Source organism: Paenibacillus chungangensis, from assembly GCF_042675905.1.
Classification (GTDB): Bacteria; Bacillota; Bacilli; order Paenibacillales; family Paenibacillaceae; genus Pristimantibacillus; species Pristimantibacillus chungangensis.
In genome coordinates, this window is record NZ_JBHTJZ010000069.1 from 39,796 (window position 1) to 56,330 (window position 16,535).

The 16,535-nt window shown below is 49.9% G+C and carries 27 protein-coding genes; all 27 read left to right on the plus strand.

The features are described 5' to 3' along the window. Positions 1-78: 78 nt before the first annotated feature. The 27 genes from rpsL (at position 79) to rpmD (ending at position 16,523) form a co-directional block, all read left to right on the plus strand. Positions 79-498: a 30S ribosomal protein S12 gene (rpsL, locus tag ACFQ2I_RS21580; RefSeq protein WP_262679523.1), complete on the plus strand. Its 420-nt coding sequence runs from the start codon at positions 79-81 to the stop codon at positions 496-498. A 67-nt stretch (positions 499-565) separates the two neighbouring features. Then, positions 566-1,036, plus strand: a complete 471-nt coding sequence (gene rpsG, locus ACFQ2I_RS21585) for a 30S ribosomal protein S7 (RefSeq protein WP_377567977.1) — start codon at positions 566-568, stop codon at positions 1,034-1,036. Between the two features lie 30 nt (positions 1,037-1,066). After that, complete coding sequence (fusA, locus tag ACFQ2I_RS21590; protein WP_377567979.1) at positions 1,067-3,139, plus strand: elongation factor G; 2,073 nt, start codon at positions 1,067-1,069, stop codon at positions 3,137-3,139. A gap of 108 nt (positions 3,140-3,247) precedes the next feature. Further along, on the plus strand, positions 3,248-4,438 hold the full coding sequence (gene tuf / locus ACFQ2I_RS21595) for an elongation factor Tu (protein WP_377567981.1): 1,191 nt from the start codon (positions 3,248-3,250) through the stop codon (positions 4,436-4,438). A 201-nt stretch (positions 4,439-4,639) separates the two neighbouring features. Beyond that, positions 4,640-5,692: an ABC transporter substrate-binding protein gene (locus ACFQ2I_RS21600; protein WP_377567983.1), complete on the plus strand. Its 1,053-nt coding sequence runs from the start codon at positions 4,640-4,642 to the stop codon at positions 5,690-5,692. Between the two features lie 17 nt (positions 5,693-5,709). Continuing rightward, complete coding sequence (locus ACFQ2I_RS21605; RefSeq protein ID WP_377567985.1) at positions 5,710-6,624, plus strand: ABC transporter permease; 915 nt, start codon at positions 5,710-5,712, stop codon at positions 6,622-6,624. Next, positions 6,624-7,418, plus strand: coding sequence for an ABC transporter ATP-binding protein (locus ACFQ2I_RS21610; RefSeq protein ID WP_377567987.1), 795 nt, complete (start codon positions 6,624-6,626; stop codon positions 7,416-7,418). Before ACFQ2I_RS21605 ends, ACFQ2I_RS21610 begins: the two co-directional genes overlap by 1 nt. Positions 7,419-7,657: 239 nt before the next feature. Next, entirely contained in the window at positions 7,658-7,966 is a 309-nt protein-coding gene (gene rpsJ / locus ACFQ2I_RS21615) for a 30S ribosomal protein S10 (RefSeq protein ID WP_006676490.1), read from the plus strand. Positions 7,967-8,007: 41 nt separating this feature from the next. Further along, a complete protein-coding gene (gene rplC / locus ACFQ2I_RS21620) occupies positions 8,008-8,631 on the plus strand; it encodes a 50S ribosomal protein L3 (protein WP_377567989.1) in 624 nt (207 codons plus the stop codon). 28 nt (positions 8,632-8,659) lie between these two features. Then, the gene (gene rplD, locus ACFQ2I_RS21625) at positions 8,660-9,283 is read left to right on the plus strand and encodes a 50S ribosomal protein L4 (protein WP_377567991.1); all 624 of its coding nucleotides are present in this window, start codon (positions 8,660-8,662) and stop codon (positions 9,281-9,283) included. Continuing rightward, positions 9,283-9,576, plus strand: a complete 294-nt coding sequence (gene rplW / locus ACFQ2I_RS21630) for a 50S ribosomal protein L23 (protein ID WP_262679546.1) — start codon at positions 9,283-9,285, stop codon at positions 9,574-9,576. The genes rplD and rplW overlap by 1 nt, the downstream gene beginning before the upstream one ends. 17 nt (positions 9,577-9,593) lie before the next feature. After that, positions 9,594-10,424 carry a 50S ribosomal protein L2 gene (gene rplB, locus ACFQ2I_RS21635; protein WP_377567993.1) on the plus strand — a complete coding sequence of 277 codons (831 nt, stop codon included), beginning with the start codon at positions 9,594-9,596 and terminating at the stop codon, positions 10,422-10,424. Positions 10,425-10,491: 67 nt separating this feature from the next. Continuing rightward, the gene (gene rpsS, locus ACFQ2I_RS21640) at positions 10,492-10,773 is read left to right on the plus strand and encodes a 30S ribosomal protein S19 (protein WP_262679548.1); all 282 of its coding nucleotides are present in this window, start codon (positions 10,492-10,494) and stop codon (positions 10,771-10,773) included. Positions 10,774-10,816: 43 nt separating this feature from the next. Continuing rightward, positions 10,817-11,152, plus strand: coding sequence for a 50S ribosomal protein L22 (rplV, locus tag ACFQ2I_RS21645; RefSeq protein WP_377567995.1), 336 nt, complete (start codon positions 10,817-10,819; stop codon positions 11,150-11,152). Between the two features lie 13 nt (positions 11,153-11,165). Further along, complete coding sequence (rpsC, locus tag ACFQ2I_RS21650; RefSeq protein WP_377567997.1) at positions 11,166-11,828, plus strand: 30S ribosomal protein S3; 663 nt, start codon at positions 11,166-11,168, stop codon at positions 11,826-11,828. A 2-nt stretch (positions 11,829-11,830) separates the two neighbouring features. Next, the gene (gene rplP, locus ACFQ2I_RS21655) at positions 11,831-12,265 is read left to right on the plus strand and encodes a 50S ribosomal protein L16 (protein WP_377567999.1); all 435 of its coding nucleotides are present in this window, start codon (positions 11,831-11,833) and stop codon (positions 12,263-12,265) included. Continuing rightward, on the plus strand, positions 12,255-12,455 hold the full coding sequence (rpmC, locus tag ACFQ2I_RS21660; RefSeq protein ID WP_377568002.1) for a 50S ribosomal protein L29: 201 nt from the start codon (positions 12,255-12,257) through the stop codon (positions 12,453-12,455). Before rplP ends, rpmC begins: the two co-directional genes overlap by 11 nt. A gap of 50 nt (positions 12,456-12,505) precedes the next feature. Next, a complete protein-coding gene (gene rpsQ, locus ACFQ2I_RS21665) occupies positions 12,506-12,769 on the plus strand; it encodes a 30S ribosomal protein S17 (RefSeq protein WP_377568004.1) in 264 nt (87 codons plus the stop codon). 46 nt (positions 12,770-12,815) lie between these two features. After that, positions 12,816-13,184, plus strand: coding sequence for a 50S ribosomal protein L14 (gene rplN, locus ACFQ2I_RS21670; protein ID WP_377568006.1), 369 nt, complete (start codon positions 12,816-12,818; stop codon positions 13,182-13,184). A gap of 51 nt (positions 13,185-13,235) precedes the next feature. Beyond that, positions 13,236-13,586, plus strand: a complete 351-nt coding sequence (rplX, locus tag ACFQ2I_RS21675; RefSeq protein ID WP_377568008.1) for a 50S ribosomal protein L24 — start codon at positions 13,236-13,238, stop codon at positions 13,584-13,586. A gap of 31 nt (positions 13,587-13,617) precedes the next feature. After that, positions 13,618-14,160, plus strand: coding sequence for a 50S ribosomal protein L5 (gene rplE / locus ACFQ2I_RS21680; protein WP_377568010.1), 543 nt, complete (start codon positions 13,618-13,620; stop codon positions 14,158-14,160). A 26-nt stretch (positions 14,161-14,186) separates the two neighbouring features. Continuing rightward, a complete protein-coding gene (locus ACFQ2I_RS21685; RefSeq protein ID WP_013312154.1) occupies positions 14,187-14,372 on the plus strand; it encodes a type Z 30S ribosomal protein S14 in 186 nt (61 codons plus the stop codon). A gap of 31 nt (positions 14,373-14,403) precedes the next feature. Further along, the gene (gene rpsH / locus ACFQ2I_RS21690) at positions 14,404-14,802 is read left to right on the plus strand and encodes a 30S ribosomal protein S8 (protein ID WP_262679560.1); all 399 of its coding nucleotides are present in this window, start codon (positions 14,404-14,406) and stop codon (positions 14,800-14,802) included. Positions 14,803-14,833: 31 nt separating this feature from the next. Continuing rightward, complete coding sequence (rplF, locus tag ACFQ2I_RS21695; RefSeq protein WP_377568012.1) at positions 14,834-15,376, plus strand: 50S ribosomal protein L6; 543 nt, start codon at positions 14,834-14,836, stop codon at positions 15,374-15,376. A 63-nt stretch (positions 15,377-15,439) separates the two neighbouring features. Beyond that, positions 15,440-15,808, plus strand: coding sequence for a 50S ribosomal protein L18 (gene rplR, locus ACFQ2I_RS21700; RefSeq protein ID WP_377568014.1), 369 nt, complete (start codon positions 15,440-15,442; stop codon positions 15,806-15,808). Between the two features lie 24 nt (positions 15,809-15,832). Then, the gene (gene rpsE / locus ACFQ2I_RS21705) at positions 15,833-16,330 is read left to right on the plus strand and encodes a 30S ribosomal protein S5 (RefSeq protein WP_377568016.1); all 498 of its coding nucleotides are present in this window, start codon (positions 15,833-15,835) and stop codon (positions 16,328-16,330) included. 13 nt (positions 16,331-16,343) lie between these two features. After that, positions 16,344-16,523 carry a 50S ribosomal protein L30 gene (gene rpmD, locus ACFQ2I_RS21710; RefSeq protein WP_377568018.1) on the plus strand — a complete coding sequence of 60 codons (180 nt, stop codon included), beginning with the start codon at positions 16,344-16,346 and terminating at the stop codon, positions 16,521-16,523. The last annotated feature ends 12 nt before the right edge of the window (positions 16,524-16,535 follow it).

Genomic DNA, 16,535 nt, shown 5'->3' on the forward strand with positions numbered 1-16,535 from the left:
CCTGGATCTGTGGGCTTAAATTATGGGTGATATGTCTACCAATATAAATGACATGACTATGGGGAAGGGGGTGGCAACATGCCAACAATTAACCAGCTCGTTCGCAAAGGTCGTCAAGCGAAAGTCGTCAAATCGAAATCGCCAGCTCTGCAAAGAGGCTTCAACGCGCTTAAGCGTGAGGCTACGGACATCAGCTCTCCACAAAAACGCGGTGTCTGCACTCGTGTAGGTACAATGACACCGAAGAAGCCGAACTCCGCACTTCGTAAATATGCGCGTGTACGTCTGACTAACCGTGTTGAGGTTACTGCATACATCGGCGGTATCGGTCACAACCTGCAAGAGCACAGCGTTGTGCTTATCCGTGGAGGCCGTGTTAAAGACCTTCCGGGTGTACGTTATCACATCGTTCGCGGTGCGCTTGATACTGCAGGCGTGAACAACCGTATGCAAGCTCGTTCCAAGTACGGTACGAAGCGTCCTAAAGCTAAGAAATAAGAGGTATAACTCCATTGAGTTCATACCAGGCTACAACTATTACTACTAGAAGAAAGGGGGACTTCTCATGCCACGCAAAGGTCCTGTAACAAAACGCGATGTGCTGCCGGATCCGGTGTATAACAGCAAGCTGGTTACTCGCCTGATCAACCGTATCATGATCGACGGTAAGAGAGGCGTTGCACAAACGTTGTTGTATGATGCTTTCAAGCTGATTCAAGAGCGCACAGGCAATGAACCGATGGAAGTTTTTGAAACAGCTTTGAAAAACATTATGCCCGTACTTGAGGTTAAAGCACGCCGAGTAGGCGGCGCAAACTATCAAGTACCGATCGAGGTGAAACCAGAACGCCGTACGGCGCTGGCGCTTCGCTGGCTGGTTAACTATTCGCGTAATCGCGGCGAGAAGACGATGCAAGAGCGTCTGGCTGCCGAGATTATCGATGCTTCTAACAACACTGGCGCATCCGTGAAGAAGCGTGAAGACACGCACAAAATGGCAGAAGCGAACAAAGCATTCGCTCACTACCGTTGGTAGAATCACCATATTAGAGAGGAGACAAACATTATGGCAAGAGAGTTCTCCTTGAAAAATACGCGTAATATCGGGATTATGGCGCATATTGACGCTGGTAAAACCACAACCACTGAACGGATCCTGTTCTACACTGGCCGTACGCATAAAATCGGCGAGACTCATGAAGGTTCAGCAACGATGGACTGGATGGAGCAAGAGCAAGAGCGCGGCATTACAATTACGTCTGCCGCAACAACCGCACAATGGGATGGACACCGCATTAATATTATCGACACTCCGGGACACGTTGACTTCACAGTTGAGGTTGAACGTTCCCTGCGCGTATTGGACGGGGCCGTTGGCGTATTCAGTGCAAAGGAAGGCGTGGAGCCGCAGTCCGAGACTGTATGGCGTCAAGCTGACAAGTACGGCGTTCCGCGGATCGCTTATATCAATAAGATGGATATCATTGGAGCAGACTTCCTCAATGTCGTAGCCGACATGCGTGATCGTCTGAAAGCCAATGCCGTTGCCATCCAAATGCCGATTGGCGCCGAGAATGAATTCAAAGGCGTAATCGACATTATCGAAGGCGTTGCTTATATCTACAAGGACGACTTGGGTAAAGATCCTGAGAAGACGGACGTTCCTGCTGAATATGCGGAAAAAGTAGAAGAGCTTCGCAATGATCTTGTAGAGAAGGTTGCCGAGCTTGACGAAGAGCTGATGATGAAGTATCTGGAAGGTGAAGAAATCACCATTCCTGAGCTGAAAGCCGCTCTACGCAAAGGTGTATGCGAAGTGAAAATCTTCCCGGTAATCGCAGGCTCCTCCTACCGCAACAAAGGTGTTCAAATGATGCTTGACGCAGTAGTGGCTTACCTGCCGTCCCCGCTGGATGTTCCGGATATTAAGGGAACACTGGAGGATGGCGAGGAGACGATTCGTCATTCTTCCGACGAAGAGCCGTTCTCGTCCCTTGCGTTCAAAATCATGACGGACCCTTATGTTGGTAAGTTGACATTCTTCCGCGTCTATTCCGGCGTACTGAAGTCGGGTTCTTACGTTCTGAATGCCACGAAAGGCAAACGTGAACGTATCGGCCGCATCCTTCAAATGCATGCGAACAGCCGTGAAGAAATCAGCGAAGTGTATGCAGGCGATATCGCTGCTGCGGTAGGCCTGAAAGACACCGTTACAGGCGACACGCTTTGCGACGAGAAGCATCCGGTTATCCTGGAGTCCATGAACTTCCCTGACCCGGTAATCGAAGTTGCAATCGAGCCTAAAACAAAAGCCGACCAAGACAAGCTGGGTGTGGCCATCTCCAAGCTGGCTGAAGAAGATCCGACATTCCGTGCTTACACGAATGAAGAGACAGGCCAAACGATCATAGCAGGTATGGGTGAGCTTCACCTTGATGTCCTCGTTGACCGTATGCGCCGCGAATTCAAGGTAGAGACGAATGTAGGTAATCCTCAGGTTGCTTACCGTGAGACATTCCGCGCAGCTGCGAAGGTTGAAGGTAAGTTCGTTCGTCAGTCCGGCGGTAAAGGCCAGTTCGGTCATTGTTGGGTTGAGTTCGAACCACTTGAGCCGGGCTCCGGCTTCGTATTCGAAAGCAAAATCGTGGGTGGAGCAATCCCTCGCGAATATATTGCTCCGATCCAAGCAGGTATCGAAGAATCGATGCAAAATGGTGTCGTGGCCGGTTATCCGCTAGTTGACCTGAAAGCAACTGTCGTCGACGGTTCCTATCATGACGTCGACTCCTCGGAGATGGCGTTCAAGATTGCGGGTTCCATGGCGCTTAAAGCTGCCAAGGACAAGTGTAATCCTGTCATCCTGGAGCCGATCATGAAAGTGGAAGTAACCGTTCCGGAAGAATACATGGGTGACGTAATGGGTATGTTGAACTCCCGTCGCGGACGCATCGAAGGTATGGACGCGCGCTCCGGCGCTCAGATCATCCGTGCCAAGGTGCCTCTGTCCGAGATGTTCGGCTATTCCACGACGCTTCGCTCCGGTACGCAAGGTCGCGGCGTGTTCTCCATGGAGCTGTCTCATTACGAGGAAGTTCCGAAGTCGATCGCAGAAGACATCATTGAGAAGAGCAAAGGTTAATACCTTTAGCAAGGAAATTGTTGGTGTCGGCCGTCATCAGGTATGATAATATTCTAGGTGTCGGCCCCCACATAAAAACTTAAGTGAAATTGAGGAGGTTCAAGTTCAATGGCTAAGGCAAAATTTGAACGTAACAAACCGCATGTTAACATCGGTACAATCGGTCACGTTGACCATGGTAAAACAACTCTGACTGCTGCAATCACAACTGTACTTTCCAAAACGTATGGTGGCGCTGCAATAGCATTCGACCAAATCGACAAAGCTCCTGAGGAGCGCGAGCGCGGTATCACAATCTCTACTTCTCACGTTGAGTACGAGACACCTAACCGTCACTATGCTCACGTTGACTGCCCAGGTCACGCCGACTACGTTAAAAACATGATCACTGGCGCTGCTCAAATGGACGGCGCAATCCTGGTTGTATCCGCGACTGACGGCCCAATGCCGCAAACTCGCGAGCACATCCTGCTGTCCCGCCAAGTAGGCGTTCCATACATCGTTGTATTCATGAACAAATGCGACATGGTTGAAGACGAAGAGCTTCTGGAACTGGTAGAAATGGAAGTTCGCGACCTTCTGTCCGAATACGACTTCCCTGGCGACGACACGCCGGTAATCCGCGGTTCCGCTCGTGAAGCGCTCATGAATCCTGATGGCGACTGGGCTAAGAAAGTCGTTGAAATGTTCGAAATCATCGACACTTACGTACCTAACCCAGTGCGTGATACTGAAAAGCCGTTCCTGATGCCTGTCGAGGACGTATTCACAATCACTGGTCGTGGTACAGTTGCTACTGGCCGCGTTGAGCGTGGTGCTGTTAAAGTCGGCGACGAGATCGAAATCATCGGTCTTCAAGAAGAAACTCGCAAATCCGTTGTTACTGGCGTAGAGATGTTCCGCAAATTGCTGGACTACGCTGAAGCTGGCGACAACATCGGCGCACTTCTTCGTGGTGTAGATCGTAAAGACATCGAGCGTGGTCAAGTATTGGCTAAACCGGGTTCCGTTAAGCCACATACCAAATTCACTGCTCAAGTGTACGTACTGACTAAAGAAGAAGGTGGCCGTCATAAGCCATTCTTCACAGGATACCGTCCTCAGTTCTACTTCCGTACAACTGACGTTACTGGTATCGTTAATCTGCCAGAAGGTACAGAAATGGTTATGCCTGGCGACAACATCACAGTTACTGTCGAGCTGATCGCTCCGATCGCTGTTGAGCTTGGAACGAAGTTCTCCATCCGTGAGGGCGGTCGTACAGTTGGCGCTGGTTCCGTAGCTACAATCGAAGCGTAAGCTTATAGCGGCGATAGTCGCTTATAATGAAGAAGCTGCCCCCCAGTCATGGATTCATGACTGGACGCAGCTTCTTTTTGTATAGCCATACGCTCATCCTCATCTTACCAACTACGCGATTAGCAGCATTTAAGGATTGACTCACTGGCAATAGTCACTTTAATATAGTGAAGTAGCTAATTAGGGAGAGGGGTACTTAAAATGAAAAAGAAAATGTGGCTAGGCCTCGCGCTTGCGGCCGTTATGGTTGTAATGACGGCATGCGGCGGAGGAAATACGGGGAAAACAGATGGCGGCAACGTTAAGAGTGGCTCGGAAGCAAATGAGCCAGCGGAAAAAGAGAAGACATATGTGGTTGCCATTTCCCAAATTATAGAGCATCCATCACTGGATGCGACGCGTGATGGCTTCCTAGCAGCGCTGGCAGAAGGGGGATTCGAGGTAGGTAAAAACTTGGAGATCGATTACAATAATGCGCAAGGCGAACCATCCAATGTGAAAGCGATCTCGGAGAAAATTGCTTCCTCCAAAGCCGATCTTGCCTTCGGTATTGCTACTCCAACGACGCAGGGGCTAGTGGACGAAGTGAAGGATAAGCCTATTCTGTTCGCGGCGGTGACTGATCCGGTAGATGCCGGTATCGTGGAGTCCCTTCAGGCGACCGGTGGCAACGTGACGGGTGCGGCGGATACGAATCCGGACGCAATTGTGAAGACGATGGATTTCATCGCAACTGAGCTTCCAGATGTGAAGAAGGTTGGAATCATTCTGAATGAAGGCGAGCCTAACGCCGTCGTCATGAGCTCTATCGCTGAGGAGGCGCTCGCTTCACACAATATCGAATTGGTGAAGGCGCCTGTCGTGAACAGCTCTGATATCCAGCAAGCAGCGCAATCATTAGTAGGCCGTGTGGACGCCATCTATATTACACTAGACAATATGGTCGTTACAGGAGCAGATGCTATCATCGAAGTCGCGAATGCGCAAGACATTCCTTTCTTTTCTGCTGACCGCGATACAGTAGAGAAAGGCGCATTCGCTACTGTCGGATTCAAGTACTACGATCATGGCTATGAAGCTGGACAAATGGCAGTTGAAATTTTAAAAGGCAAAGATCCTGGCGAGATGGACGTGACGATGCCGCAAAAATTGGATTTCATCATCAATTTGAAGGCGGCTGCAGAGCAGGGAATTGAAGTGTCCGACGCGATGAAAGCATACGTGAAAGACCCTGCCAATAACATTATTGAGTAACTTAGGAGGCCGATAGCATGCTGATATCTCTGCAGGGCGGCGTAGAACTTGGCTTGCTCTATGCGCTTATGGCGCTGGGCGTATACATCACTTTCCGTATTCTGGACTTTCCGGATTTGACGGTGGACGGAAGCTTCACGACAGGCGCAGCCATTGCGACCGTCATGACGATTGGAGGGACGCCTCCATGGTTAGCCGTCATATGCGCCTTCTTCGGCGGCGCTGCAGCAGGCGTATGCACGGGACTGCTGCATACAAAGGGGAAAATAAACGGCTTGCTATCCGGCATCATTATGATGATCGCCCTGTATTCCATTAACCTTCGCATACTAGGCAAGCCGAATGTGTCGCTTCGCGGGCACGAGGATTTGTTCGAGACGATCCCTGTTATTGTTCTGGCCATTATATTGGTATTCGCAGTGAAGCTGCTGCTGGATTTGTTCTTCAAGACGGATCTGGGTTTAAGCTTGCGAGCGACCGGGGATAACAGCCGCATGGTCAGCAGCTTCGGAGCCAATACGAACTGGACGACGATTCTCGGCATCGCGCTTTCTAATGCACTTGTGGCGTGCTCAGGAGCGCTTGTAGCTCATCATCAGGGTTATGCGGATCAGAGTATGGGTATCGGCATGATTGTCATCGGCCTCGCTTCTGTTATTATCGGTGAAGCTATCATCGGAGCCAGGAATATATTCTGGGCTACTTTCGCTGCTATATGCGGCGCCATTATCTATCGTATCATCTATGCGGTGGCATTGCGGGTGGAATGGCTGGATGCTCAGGATATGAAGCTCATTACAGCCGTGATCATCGTTTGTGCCCTTGTTATTCCTACAGTGCGAAGAACATTGGTCCAGAAGATGATCGCCAAGAAGCGAACAGAAGAGATGCTGGCGGCAATGGTGCAAGCGAAGAGCGGGGGTGGTCGCTAATGCTGCAAATTGATAGGGTGTCTAAACTGTTCAATCCCGGTACCATGGATGAGAAGGTGGCGCTTATGGATGCTAACCTTCAATTGAAGCCTGGCGATTTCGTCACAGTTATAGGCAGTAACGGAGCGGGCAAGTCGACGCTTATGAATATTATATCCGGAGTGCTAAAGCCGGATGCAGGAGATATTGGAATTGACGGTAATCAGGTGAGCGCATTGTCGGAGAATCAGCGGAGCCGCTGGATTGGTCGGGTATTCCAGGATCCCATGGCGGGGACGGCGCCGCGTATGACGATTGAAGAGAATCTGGCGATCGCATACAAGCGTGGACAGTCCCGGGGATTGACGCTGGGGGTGGGGCGAAAGACGCGCGAACTGTTCCGTAATGAGCTGTCTCGCCTCGGTATCGGTCTCGAGAATCGTCTCAGCGCTAAGGTAGGGCTGTTGTCCGGAGGAGAGCGGCAGGCGCTCAGCCTGCTAATGGCGACCTTTACGCGGCCCCAGATTCTTCTGTTGGACGAGCATACGGCAGCTCTCGATCCCGCTCGCGCGGAGCTGGTGACGAGATTGACGGAGCAAATCGTGCGTGAGCTGGAATTAACGACACTGATGGTCACCCATAATATGGAGCAAGCGATTCAGCTGGGCAATCGGCTCATTATGATGGATAAAGGTCGAATTATTCTTCAGGTAGATGAGAATCGCAAAAAACAATTGACGGTTGAGCGTCTGCTGGGCGAGTTTGAACGAATTAGCGGCAAGAAGATGGCCGATGATAGAGTTGTGCTAGGTTGAGGCTGTTGCTAGAAGGAAGAAGTAAGGGGAATTTGCCCCTTGCTTTTTTTTTGCAAAAAAAGTTTAATTTCCGGTTGCATTAGCCCGCCTACTTCGGTATAATATTGACTGTTGGTCTGACGTTGCGTTGATGTGAGAGGTTGCCGACACACCCGGCTCCTTTGCCATGGAGCTAGTGAAGGGTTTTCTCACGGAGTATGTCCGATTAAAAAAATTGGGCGATAGAAGGAGGGACTTATATGGCAAAGCAAAAGATTCGTATCCGCTTGAAAGCATACGATCATAGAATTCTTGACCAATCCGCAGAGAAAATCGTGGAAACTGCAAAACGTTCCGGTGCTGGAGTATCCGGTCCGATTCCGTTACCAACGGAAAAGCAAGTCATCACCATTCTCCGTGCGGTACACAAGTACAAGGATTCCCGTGAGCAATTCGAGATGCGCACACACAAGCGCTTGATCGACATTGTGAATCCAACGCCGCAAACGGTTGATGCGCTGATGCGTCTGGATCTGCCATCCGGTGTAGATATCGAGATCAAACTTTAAATTGAAGTATTGCCATTATAGAGAGGAAACGAGGTGTCAACATGAAAGGTATCTTAGGGAAGAAACTTGGAATGACTCAAGTGTTTACTCCTGAGGGCAACGTAGTCCCGGTTACGGTAATCGAAGCGGGTCCTTGCGTTGTGCTGCAGAAGAAAGACCAAGAGAATGATGGATACGAAGCTGTTCAGCTGGGCTTCTCCGATAAGAGCGAGAAGAGAGCGAACAAGCCGACTATCGGCCATGCGAAGAAGGCTGGTGCGGCTCCTAAGCGCTACGTTCGCGAAATTCGCGGTATCAACCTTGGTGAATATGAAGTTGGCCAGGAAGTGAAGGCTGATCTGTTCGCAGAGGGCGAATTTGTTGACGTAACAGGTATTTCGAAAGGTAAAGGCTTTGCCGGCGTTATCAAGCGTTGGGGACAAAGCACAGGACCTATGTCTCACGGTTCCCGCTATCATCGCGGACCTGGTTCCATGGGCTCCATTCAGGCGAATCGCGTACCTAAGGGCAAGCGTCTGCCAGGGCATATGGGTCATGAGACGGTTACGATCCAGAAGCTTGAGATCGTCAAGATTGATGCGGAGCGCAACGTTCTGCTTGTGAAAGGTTCCATTCCTGGGCCGAAGAACGGATTCGTGAAAGTAAAAGAAACAGTTAAGAAATAATCGCTCTTGAAGAAAGGAGGAACAGTAAATGCCTAAAGTAACAGTATTTAACGTGAGTGGTTCGCAGGTAGGCGAACTGGAGTTGGCAGATAGCGTATTCGGTATCGAGCCTAACGCTCACGTTATGCACAGCGCTGTTGTTCTGCAGCAAGCTGCAGAACGTCAGGGAACGCACAAAACAAAAGGACGCTCCGAAGTGCGCGGCGGCGGCCGCAAGCCTTGGAAGCAAAAAGGAACTGGTCGTGCGCGCCAGGGTAGCATTCGCTCCCCGCAATGGGTTGGCGGCGGTACTGTATTCGGACCGACACCTCGCTCTTACGGCTTCAAGCTTCCTAAGAAAGTTCGTCGTCTGGCGATCAAATCCGCATTGTCTTCCAAGGTGATTGCAGAGGGCATCATCGTATTGGACCAATTGACAATGGCTGCGCCGAAAACAAAGGAATTCGCTACAATTCTGAACAACCTGAAAGCAGACCGCAAAGCTCTGGTTGTTACAGCTAATTATGAGGATAACGTGGCATTGTCCGCGCGCAACATCCCGGGCGTGAAATTCGTCGCTGCAGACGGCATTAACGTTCGCGATGTGCTCGTATACGACAAGCTGATTATCACCAAAGAAGCGGTCGAGAAAGTACAGGAGGTGCTTGCGTAATGAAAAATCCACGCGATATTATCAAGCGCCCGGTTATTACGGAACGTTCCAGCGATTATATGGCTGTCAAACGCTACGTGTTTGAAGTAGACCTTCGCGCGAACAAAACCGAAATCAAAAATGCAATTGAACAAATCTTCAACGTTAAAGTAACCGGCGTGAACACAATGCGTGTAGCGGGTAAGCCAAAACGCTATGGCAGACATAGCGGATATAGACCAGACTGGAAAAAAGCAATCGTTCAATTGAGCGATGACAGCAAAGAACTCGAGTTCTTTGAAACGTCTGTATAGAAAAGGAGGGAATTCTAGTGCCAATCAAAAAGTACAAACCGACATCTCCAGCGCGTCGTAACATGAGCGTGTCCACTTTCGAAGAGATCACGACAAGCACACCGGAGAAATCGTTGCTTGCGCCGCTTCACAAAAAGGCCGGCCGCAACAATCAAGGTAAAATTACGGTTCGTCACCATGGCGGCGGACATAAGCGCAAATACCGCATCATTGATTTCAAACGCATCAAAGATGGCGTTGTAGGTAAAGTGGCGACGATCGAATACGATCCGAATCGTACTTCCAACATTGCGTTGATCCACTACGCAGATGGAGCGAAAGCTTACATCATCGCGCCGAAAGGCTTGAAAGTAGGCGATCAAGTTGTCTCTGGACCGGAATCGGATATCAAGATCGGCAACGCATTGCCGCTTGCGAATATCCCTGTCGGTACAGTTATCCACAACATCGAGCTGAAGCCTGGCAAAGGTGGACAGTTGGTCCGCGCAGCTGGTACAGAAGCGCAATTGCTGGGTAAAGAAAGCGATTATGTATCCATTCGTCTGAGCTCCGGCGAAGTTCGCCGCATTCTGAGCACTTGCCGCGCGACAATCGGTTCCGTAGGCAACGGAGACCATGAACTTGTGAAAGTCGGTAAAGCCGGCCGTTCACGTTGGCTGGGCAAACGCCCTGAAGTTCGCGGCGTTGTCATGAACCCGAACGATCACCCGCACGGTGGTGGTGAAGGCCGCGCTCCAATCGGACGCAAGTCTCCATTGTCCCCATGGGGCAAGCCGACTCTTGGCTACAAGACTCGCAAGAAGAAGAAAGCATCGAGCCAGTATATTATTCGTCCTCGCACGAAGTAATAACGTCTCTATCGGGTCCGCGTGATGGAGTCATCACGCAAGCTATTGTGAGAAGGGAGGAACACATATGGGTCGCAGTTTGAAGAAAGGGCCGTTCATCGACGGCTATCTGTTGAAAAAAGTGGAAGACCTGAACGAAACGAACAAGAAGGTCGTGATCAAAACTTGGTCCCGTCGTTCAACGATTTTTCCTCAATTCATCGGACACACGTTTGCCGTATATGACGGTCGCAAGCATGTGCCGGTATATGTAACGGAAGACATGGTAGGACACAAGCTTGGCGAATTCGCGCCAACTCGTACGTACAAAGGCCACGCGGCTGATGACAAGAAAACGGGCAGACGTTAATTTGCCCTTGATCATTTAAGGATAACCGAGAGGAGGTTCCCACATGGCAGAAGCTAGAGCACACGTAAAATTTGTTCGCATTGCTCCTCGTAAAGCTGCTCTCGTAGCGGATTTGATTCGTGGCAAGCAAGTCGGCGAAGCGATCGCAATTCTGCGTCACACGCCTAAAGCTGCATCCCCGATTCTGGAGAAGCTGCTGAACTCTGCAATTGCTAACGCTGAGCACAACTACCAGCTTGATGTCAACAATCTGGTCGTATCCCAGGTTTACGCTAACCAAGGGCCGACGATGAAACGTTTCCGTCCTCGCGCAATGGGACGTGCAAGCCGGATTAATAAAAGAACCAGCCACATCACTTTGGTGGTATCTGAAAAATAAGGAGGGATAACGAGTGGGTCAAAAGGTAAATCCAGTCGGACTACGTGTCGGGATTATCCGTGACTGGGAATCCAAATGGTACGCAGGAAAAGACTTCGGCGATCTTCTATTGGAAGACGTGAAAATTCGTGAATACCTGAAAAACAAGCTGAAAGACGCAGCTGTTTCTCATATCGAGATTGAACGTGCAGCTAACCGCGTGAACGTAACGATCCAAACAGCCAAACCGGGCATGGTTATCGGTAGAGGCGGTTCCGAGGTGGAAAATCTCCGCACGGAGCTTGGCAAAATTACGAACGGCAAAAAAGTGCACATCAACATCTCTGAAATCAAGCAAGCTGATCTGGACGCTATCCTCGTAGCAGAGAGCATCGCTCAGCAGTTGGAGCGCCGCGTATCATTCCGTCGCGCACTCAAGCAAGCGATCCAACGCACGATGCGTGCAGGCGCTAAAGGAATTAAAACACAAGTTGGCGGTCGTCTCGGCGGCGCTGAGATCGCTCGTTCAGAAGGATATAGCGAAGGAACTGTTCCGCTTCATACGCTTCGTGCCGACATCGATTACGGTACAGCTGAAGCTCATACGACTTACGGTCGTATCGGCGTAAAAGTATGGATCTATCGCGGTGAAGTCCTTCCAACTAAGAAGAAAGCTCCCCAGGAAGGAGGCAACTAATCATGTTGGTACCTAAACGTGTAAAACACCGCAAGCAGCAACGTGGTTCCATGAGAGGTCGCGCAAAAGGCGGCACAACAGTAGCTTTCGGCGAATACGGCCTTCAAGCTGTTGAGCCATCATGGATTACGAACCGTCAAATCGAAGCGGCTCGTATCGCAATGACACGTTACATCAAGCGTGGCGGTAAAGTATGGATTAAAATTTTCCCTGACAAGCCAATTACTCAGAAGCCTCTTGAGGTTCGTATGGGTAGCGGTAAAGGTAATGTAGAGAAGTGGGTAGCAGTCGTGAAGCCAGGCAAAGTGATGTTCGAACTGGCCGGCGTGCCGGAAGAAGTCGCTCGTGAAGCGATGCGTCTCGCAGCTCACAAACTGCCCGTGAAAACGAAGTTCGTGAAACGCGAAGAAGTGGGTGGTGAAGCAAATGAAGGCTAGTGAATTTCGCAACCTAACCTCTGCTGAGATTGAACACAAAATCTCTGGTTTTAAAGAAGAGCTTTTCAACCTTCGTTTCCAGCTGGCAACTGGCCAACTGGACAACCCGACGCGGATTCGTGATGTGCGTAAGGAAATAGCTCGTGCTAAAACCGTTCTGCGTGAAAGAGAACTAGGAATCAGCAGCTAATCAATGCCTTGCTCAAAAGTACATTCACGGATGAAGGAAGGAGGAAAAACATGAGCGATCGCAATGCCCGCAAAGTTGAAATCGGCAAAGTGGTAAGCGACAAGATGGATAAAACAATCGTCGTGGCTGTTGAAACTTACAAGAAGCACGACTTGTACCATAAGCGCATTAAGTACACGAAGAAGTACAAAGCGCATGATGAGAACAACCAAGCTAAAATTGGTGACATCGTGAAAATCATGGAGACACGTCCGCTTTCCAAAGACAAGCGCTTCAGACTGGTTGAAGTTGTCCAAGAAGCTGTCATTCTCTAATGAACGTTCGCAAGTCTAAGCATTTCCCCGAAAGGAGGACGTTGAAATGATTCAACCATTTACACGGTTAAGAGTGGCTGACAATTCCGGTGCTAAGGAATTGATGTGTATCCGGGTTCTAGGCGGAACAGGACGTCGCGCAGCTTATATCGGTGATCTGATCGTTTGCTCCGTCAAACAAGCAACACCAGGCGGCGTTGTCAAAAAAGGCGACATCGTGAAGGCTGTAATCGTTCGTACGAAGCGTTCTGTACGTCGTAAGGACGGATCTTACATTACATTCGACGAGAACGCGGCGGTAGTCGTGAAGGAAGACAAGAGCCCGCGCGGCACGCGTATCTTCGGACCTGTTGCTCGTGAGCTTCGCGACAAGGACTTCATGAAGATCGTATCGCTTGCACCGGAAGTAATCTAATGACAGTGTTGATATAGACCTGATAGCTTAAGCGAGCAGGAGGTGTAACAAATGCCAAGGCTGAAAAAAGTATTGGAATCCCATAACAATAAGCTGCATGTGAAAAAAGACGATACGGTTATCGTCATTACCGGTAAGGATAAAGGCAAAAAAGGCCGCATCATCGCCGCGTATCCACGTGAAAACCGTGTCCTTGTAGAAGGCGTAAATATGGTGAAGAGACATACTCGTCCGTCGCAAGCCAACCCACAAGGCGGCATCATCGAGAAGGAAGCGCCGATTCACGTGTCCAACGTCATGCACGTAGATCCGAAGAGTGGCGGAGTCACTCGTATCGGCTACAAAGAAGAGAACGGCAAAAAAGTTCGGATCGCAAAGCGTTCCGGCGCAGTGATTGACTAATTGTTACGGTAGGAAAGGAGGTCCATGATCTATGACAGCGAGAATGAAAAGTCGCTACCTGAATGAAATTACTCCTGCATTGATGCAGAAGTTCAGCTATTCATCGGTAATGCAAGTGCCGAAAGTGGAGAAGGTCGTCATCAATATGGGTGTTGGCGAAGCAGTCTCCAACTCCAAAATTCTTGACACAGCAGTAGAAGAACTGCAAATTATCTCCGGTCAAAAGCCGGTTGTCACTCGTGCTAAAAAATCTATAGCGGGCTTCAAGCTTCGTGAGAACATGCCAATCGGGGTTAAGGTTACACTGCGCGGCGAGCGCATGTACCACTTCCTTGACAAGCTGTTCAACATTTCCCTCCCGCGCGTTCGTGACTTCCGCGGCGTATCAACGAAAGCATTCGACGGTCGTGGCAACTACACAATGGGATTGAAAGAGCAATTGATCTTCCCAGAGATCGAGTATGATAAAGTTGATAAAGTGCGCGGTATGGACATCGTCATCGTCACGACGGCAAAAACGGACGAAGAATCTCGTGAGCTGCTGACCCAACTGGGTATGCCGTTCGCGAAGTAATCCACTTCTAGGAGGTGTAATACCCAGTGGCAAAAACTTCGATGAAAGTGAAGCAACAACGCACACCGAAATTTAAAGTTCGCGCTTATACGCGTTGTGAGCGTTGCGGCCGTCCGCATTCTGTTCTGCAAAAGTTCAAAATTTGCCGGATTTGTTTCCGTGAGTTAGCATACAAGGGCCAGATTCCTGGCGTTAAAAAAGCAAGCTGGTAATCAGCCTAGTTCGGGAAGGAGGTTCACACTAATGGTTATGTCTGATCCGATTGCAGATATGTTGACGCGTATTCGTAACGCGAATATCGTTCGTCACGAAACCGTGGAAATGCCCGCTTCGACAATCAAGAAGCAAATCGCTGAAATATTGAAGCGCGAGGGTTTCATCCGCGATGCTGAATATATCGAAGACAACAAACAAGGGATTATCCGTATCTTCTTGAAATACGGCCCTAACCAAGAGCGCGTTATTACAGGCCTGAAGCGTATCTCCAAGCCTGGTCTGCGCGTATATACAAAATCGAATGAAGTTCCACGCGTGCTCGGAGGACTTGGAATTGCGATCATTTCCACGTCCAAAGGCGTCATGACAGACAAAGAAGCTCGTCAGGTGAAATCCGGCGGCGAAGTTGTCTGCTACGTATGGTAAGTAACAAGTCACAGAGACAGGAGGTGTAACAATGTCCCGTATTGGTCGTAAACCAATTGCAGTCCCAAGCGGTGTCAGCATCAGCTTGGACAACACAGTTATTACTGTAAAAGGACCGAAAGGAACCCTTTCCCGTGAGCTTCACAAGGACATGAAAGTGAATGTTGCGGAGAACGAAGTTCTGATCGAGCGTCCTTCTGACAATAAATTGCATCGTTCCCTGCACGGAACAACGCGCAGCCTTGTTGCCAACATGGTGAGCGGTGTGACGGAAGGCTTCTCCAGAAATCTGGAGTTGGTCGGCGTAGGTTACCGTGCAAGCAAGTCCGGCGACAAAATCGTGCTAAACGTTGGTTACTCGCATCCCGTTGAAATTGCTCCTGAGAGCGGCATCGAGTTCGAGGTTAACGGCAACACGAAAATTACCGTTCGCGGTATCGACAAAGAGCGCGTAGGCGCTACTGCTGCTCAAATCCGTTCCGTACGTGAGCCTGAGCCATATAAAGGCAAAGGGATTAAGTATGAAGGCGAGCGCATCATCCGCAAAGAAGGTAAAGCTGGTAAGAAGAAATAAGGCAGCTTAGGCTGATCTGGATCTATAGCGTTCCAAGGCGAATAGGAAAGGAGTGAACCTTGCATGATTACGAAAGCCGATAAAAATAAGGCTCGTCTGAAAAGACACCTTCGTGTTCGTAAAAAAATTAACGGCACAGCAGCGCGTCCGCGTCTGTCTGTATTCCGTTCCTCCAAGCATATGTACGCGCAACTGATCGATGATGTAGCTGGCGTAACATTGACAGCGGCATCCACTAAGGATAAAGAGCTGGCGGAAGCAATCGGCAACGGCGGCAACGTCGAGGCGGCAGCGAAAGTTGGCGAACTGATTGCGAAACGTGCGAAAGAAAAAGGCATTTCCGTTGTTGTATTCGACCGCGGAGGTTACTTGTATCACGGCAGAATTCAAGCGCTGGCGACAGCAGCTCGCGAAGCGGGCCTTGAATTCTAATCCATTCAAAAGGAGGTAAACGACTTGCGTGTAGACCCTAATACGTTAGAACTGACTGAAAAAGTAGTTCATATTAACCGCGTTGCTAAGGTTGTCAAAGGCGGTCGCCGCTTCAGCTTTAGCGCGCTTGTAGTTGTCGGTGACGGCAATGGATATGTCGGCGCAGGGATCGGCAAAGCCGGCGAAGTGCCGGATGCGATTCGCAAAGGCATTGAAGATGCGAAGAAAAACCTGATCCATGTGCCGCTCGTAGGTACATCGATTCCTCACTTGGTTGAGGGCAGATTCGGAGCAGGAAAAGTTCTTCTGAAGCCTGCATCGGAGGGTACTGGAGTTATCGCCGGCGGACCGGTTCGCGCAGTTCTCGAACTGGCTGGCGTAGGCGATATTTTAACGAAATCACTCGGTTCTTCGAACTCGCTTAATATGGTTAATGCTACGCTAGAAGGTCTTTCCCGCTTGAAGCGTGCGGAAGAAGTTGCGAAGCTGCGTGGCAAAACAGTCGAAGAGCTGTTAGGTTAAGGAGGGAAACTCGATGGCAAAATTGCAAATCACCCTCGTTCGCAGTTTAATTGGCCGCAACGAGAAGCAACGTGCAACAGTTGAATCGCTCGGCCTTCGCAAAATTCGTCAATCGGTCGTGCTGAACGATACACCGGCTATCCGCGGCATGGTTCACCATGTTAGCCACTTGATCAAAGTCGAAGAAGTATAAAAGCGATCGGTA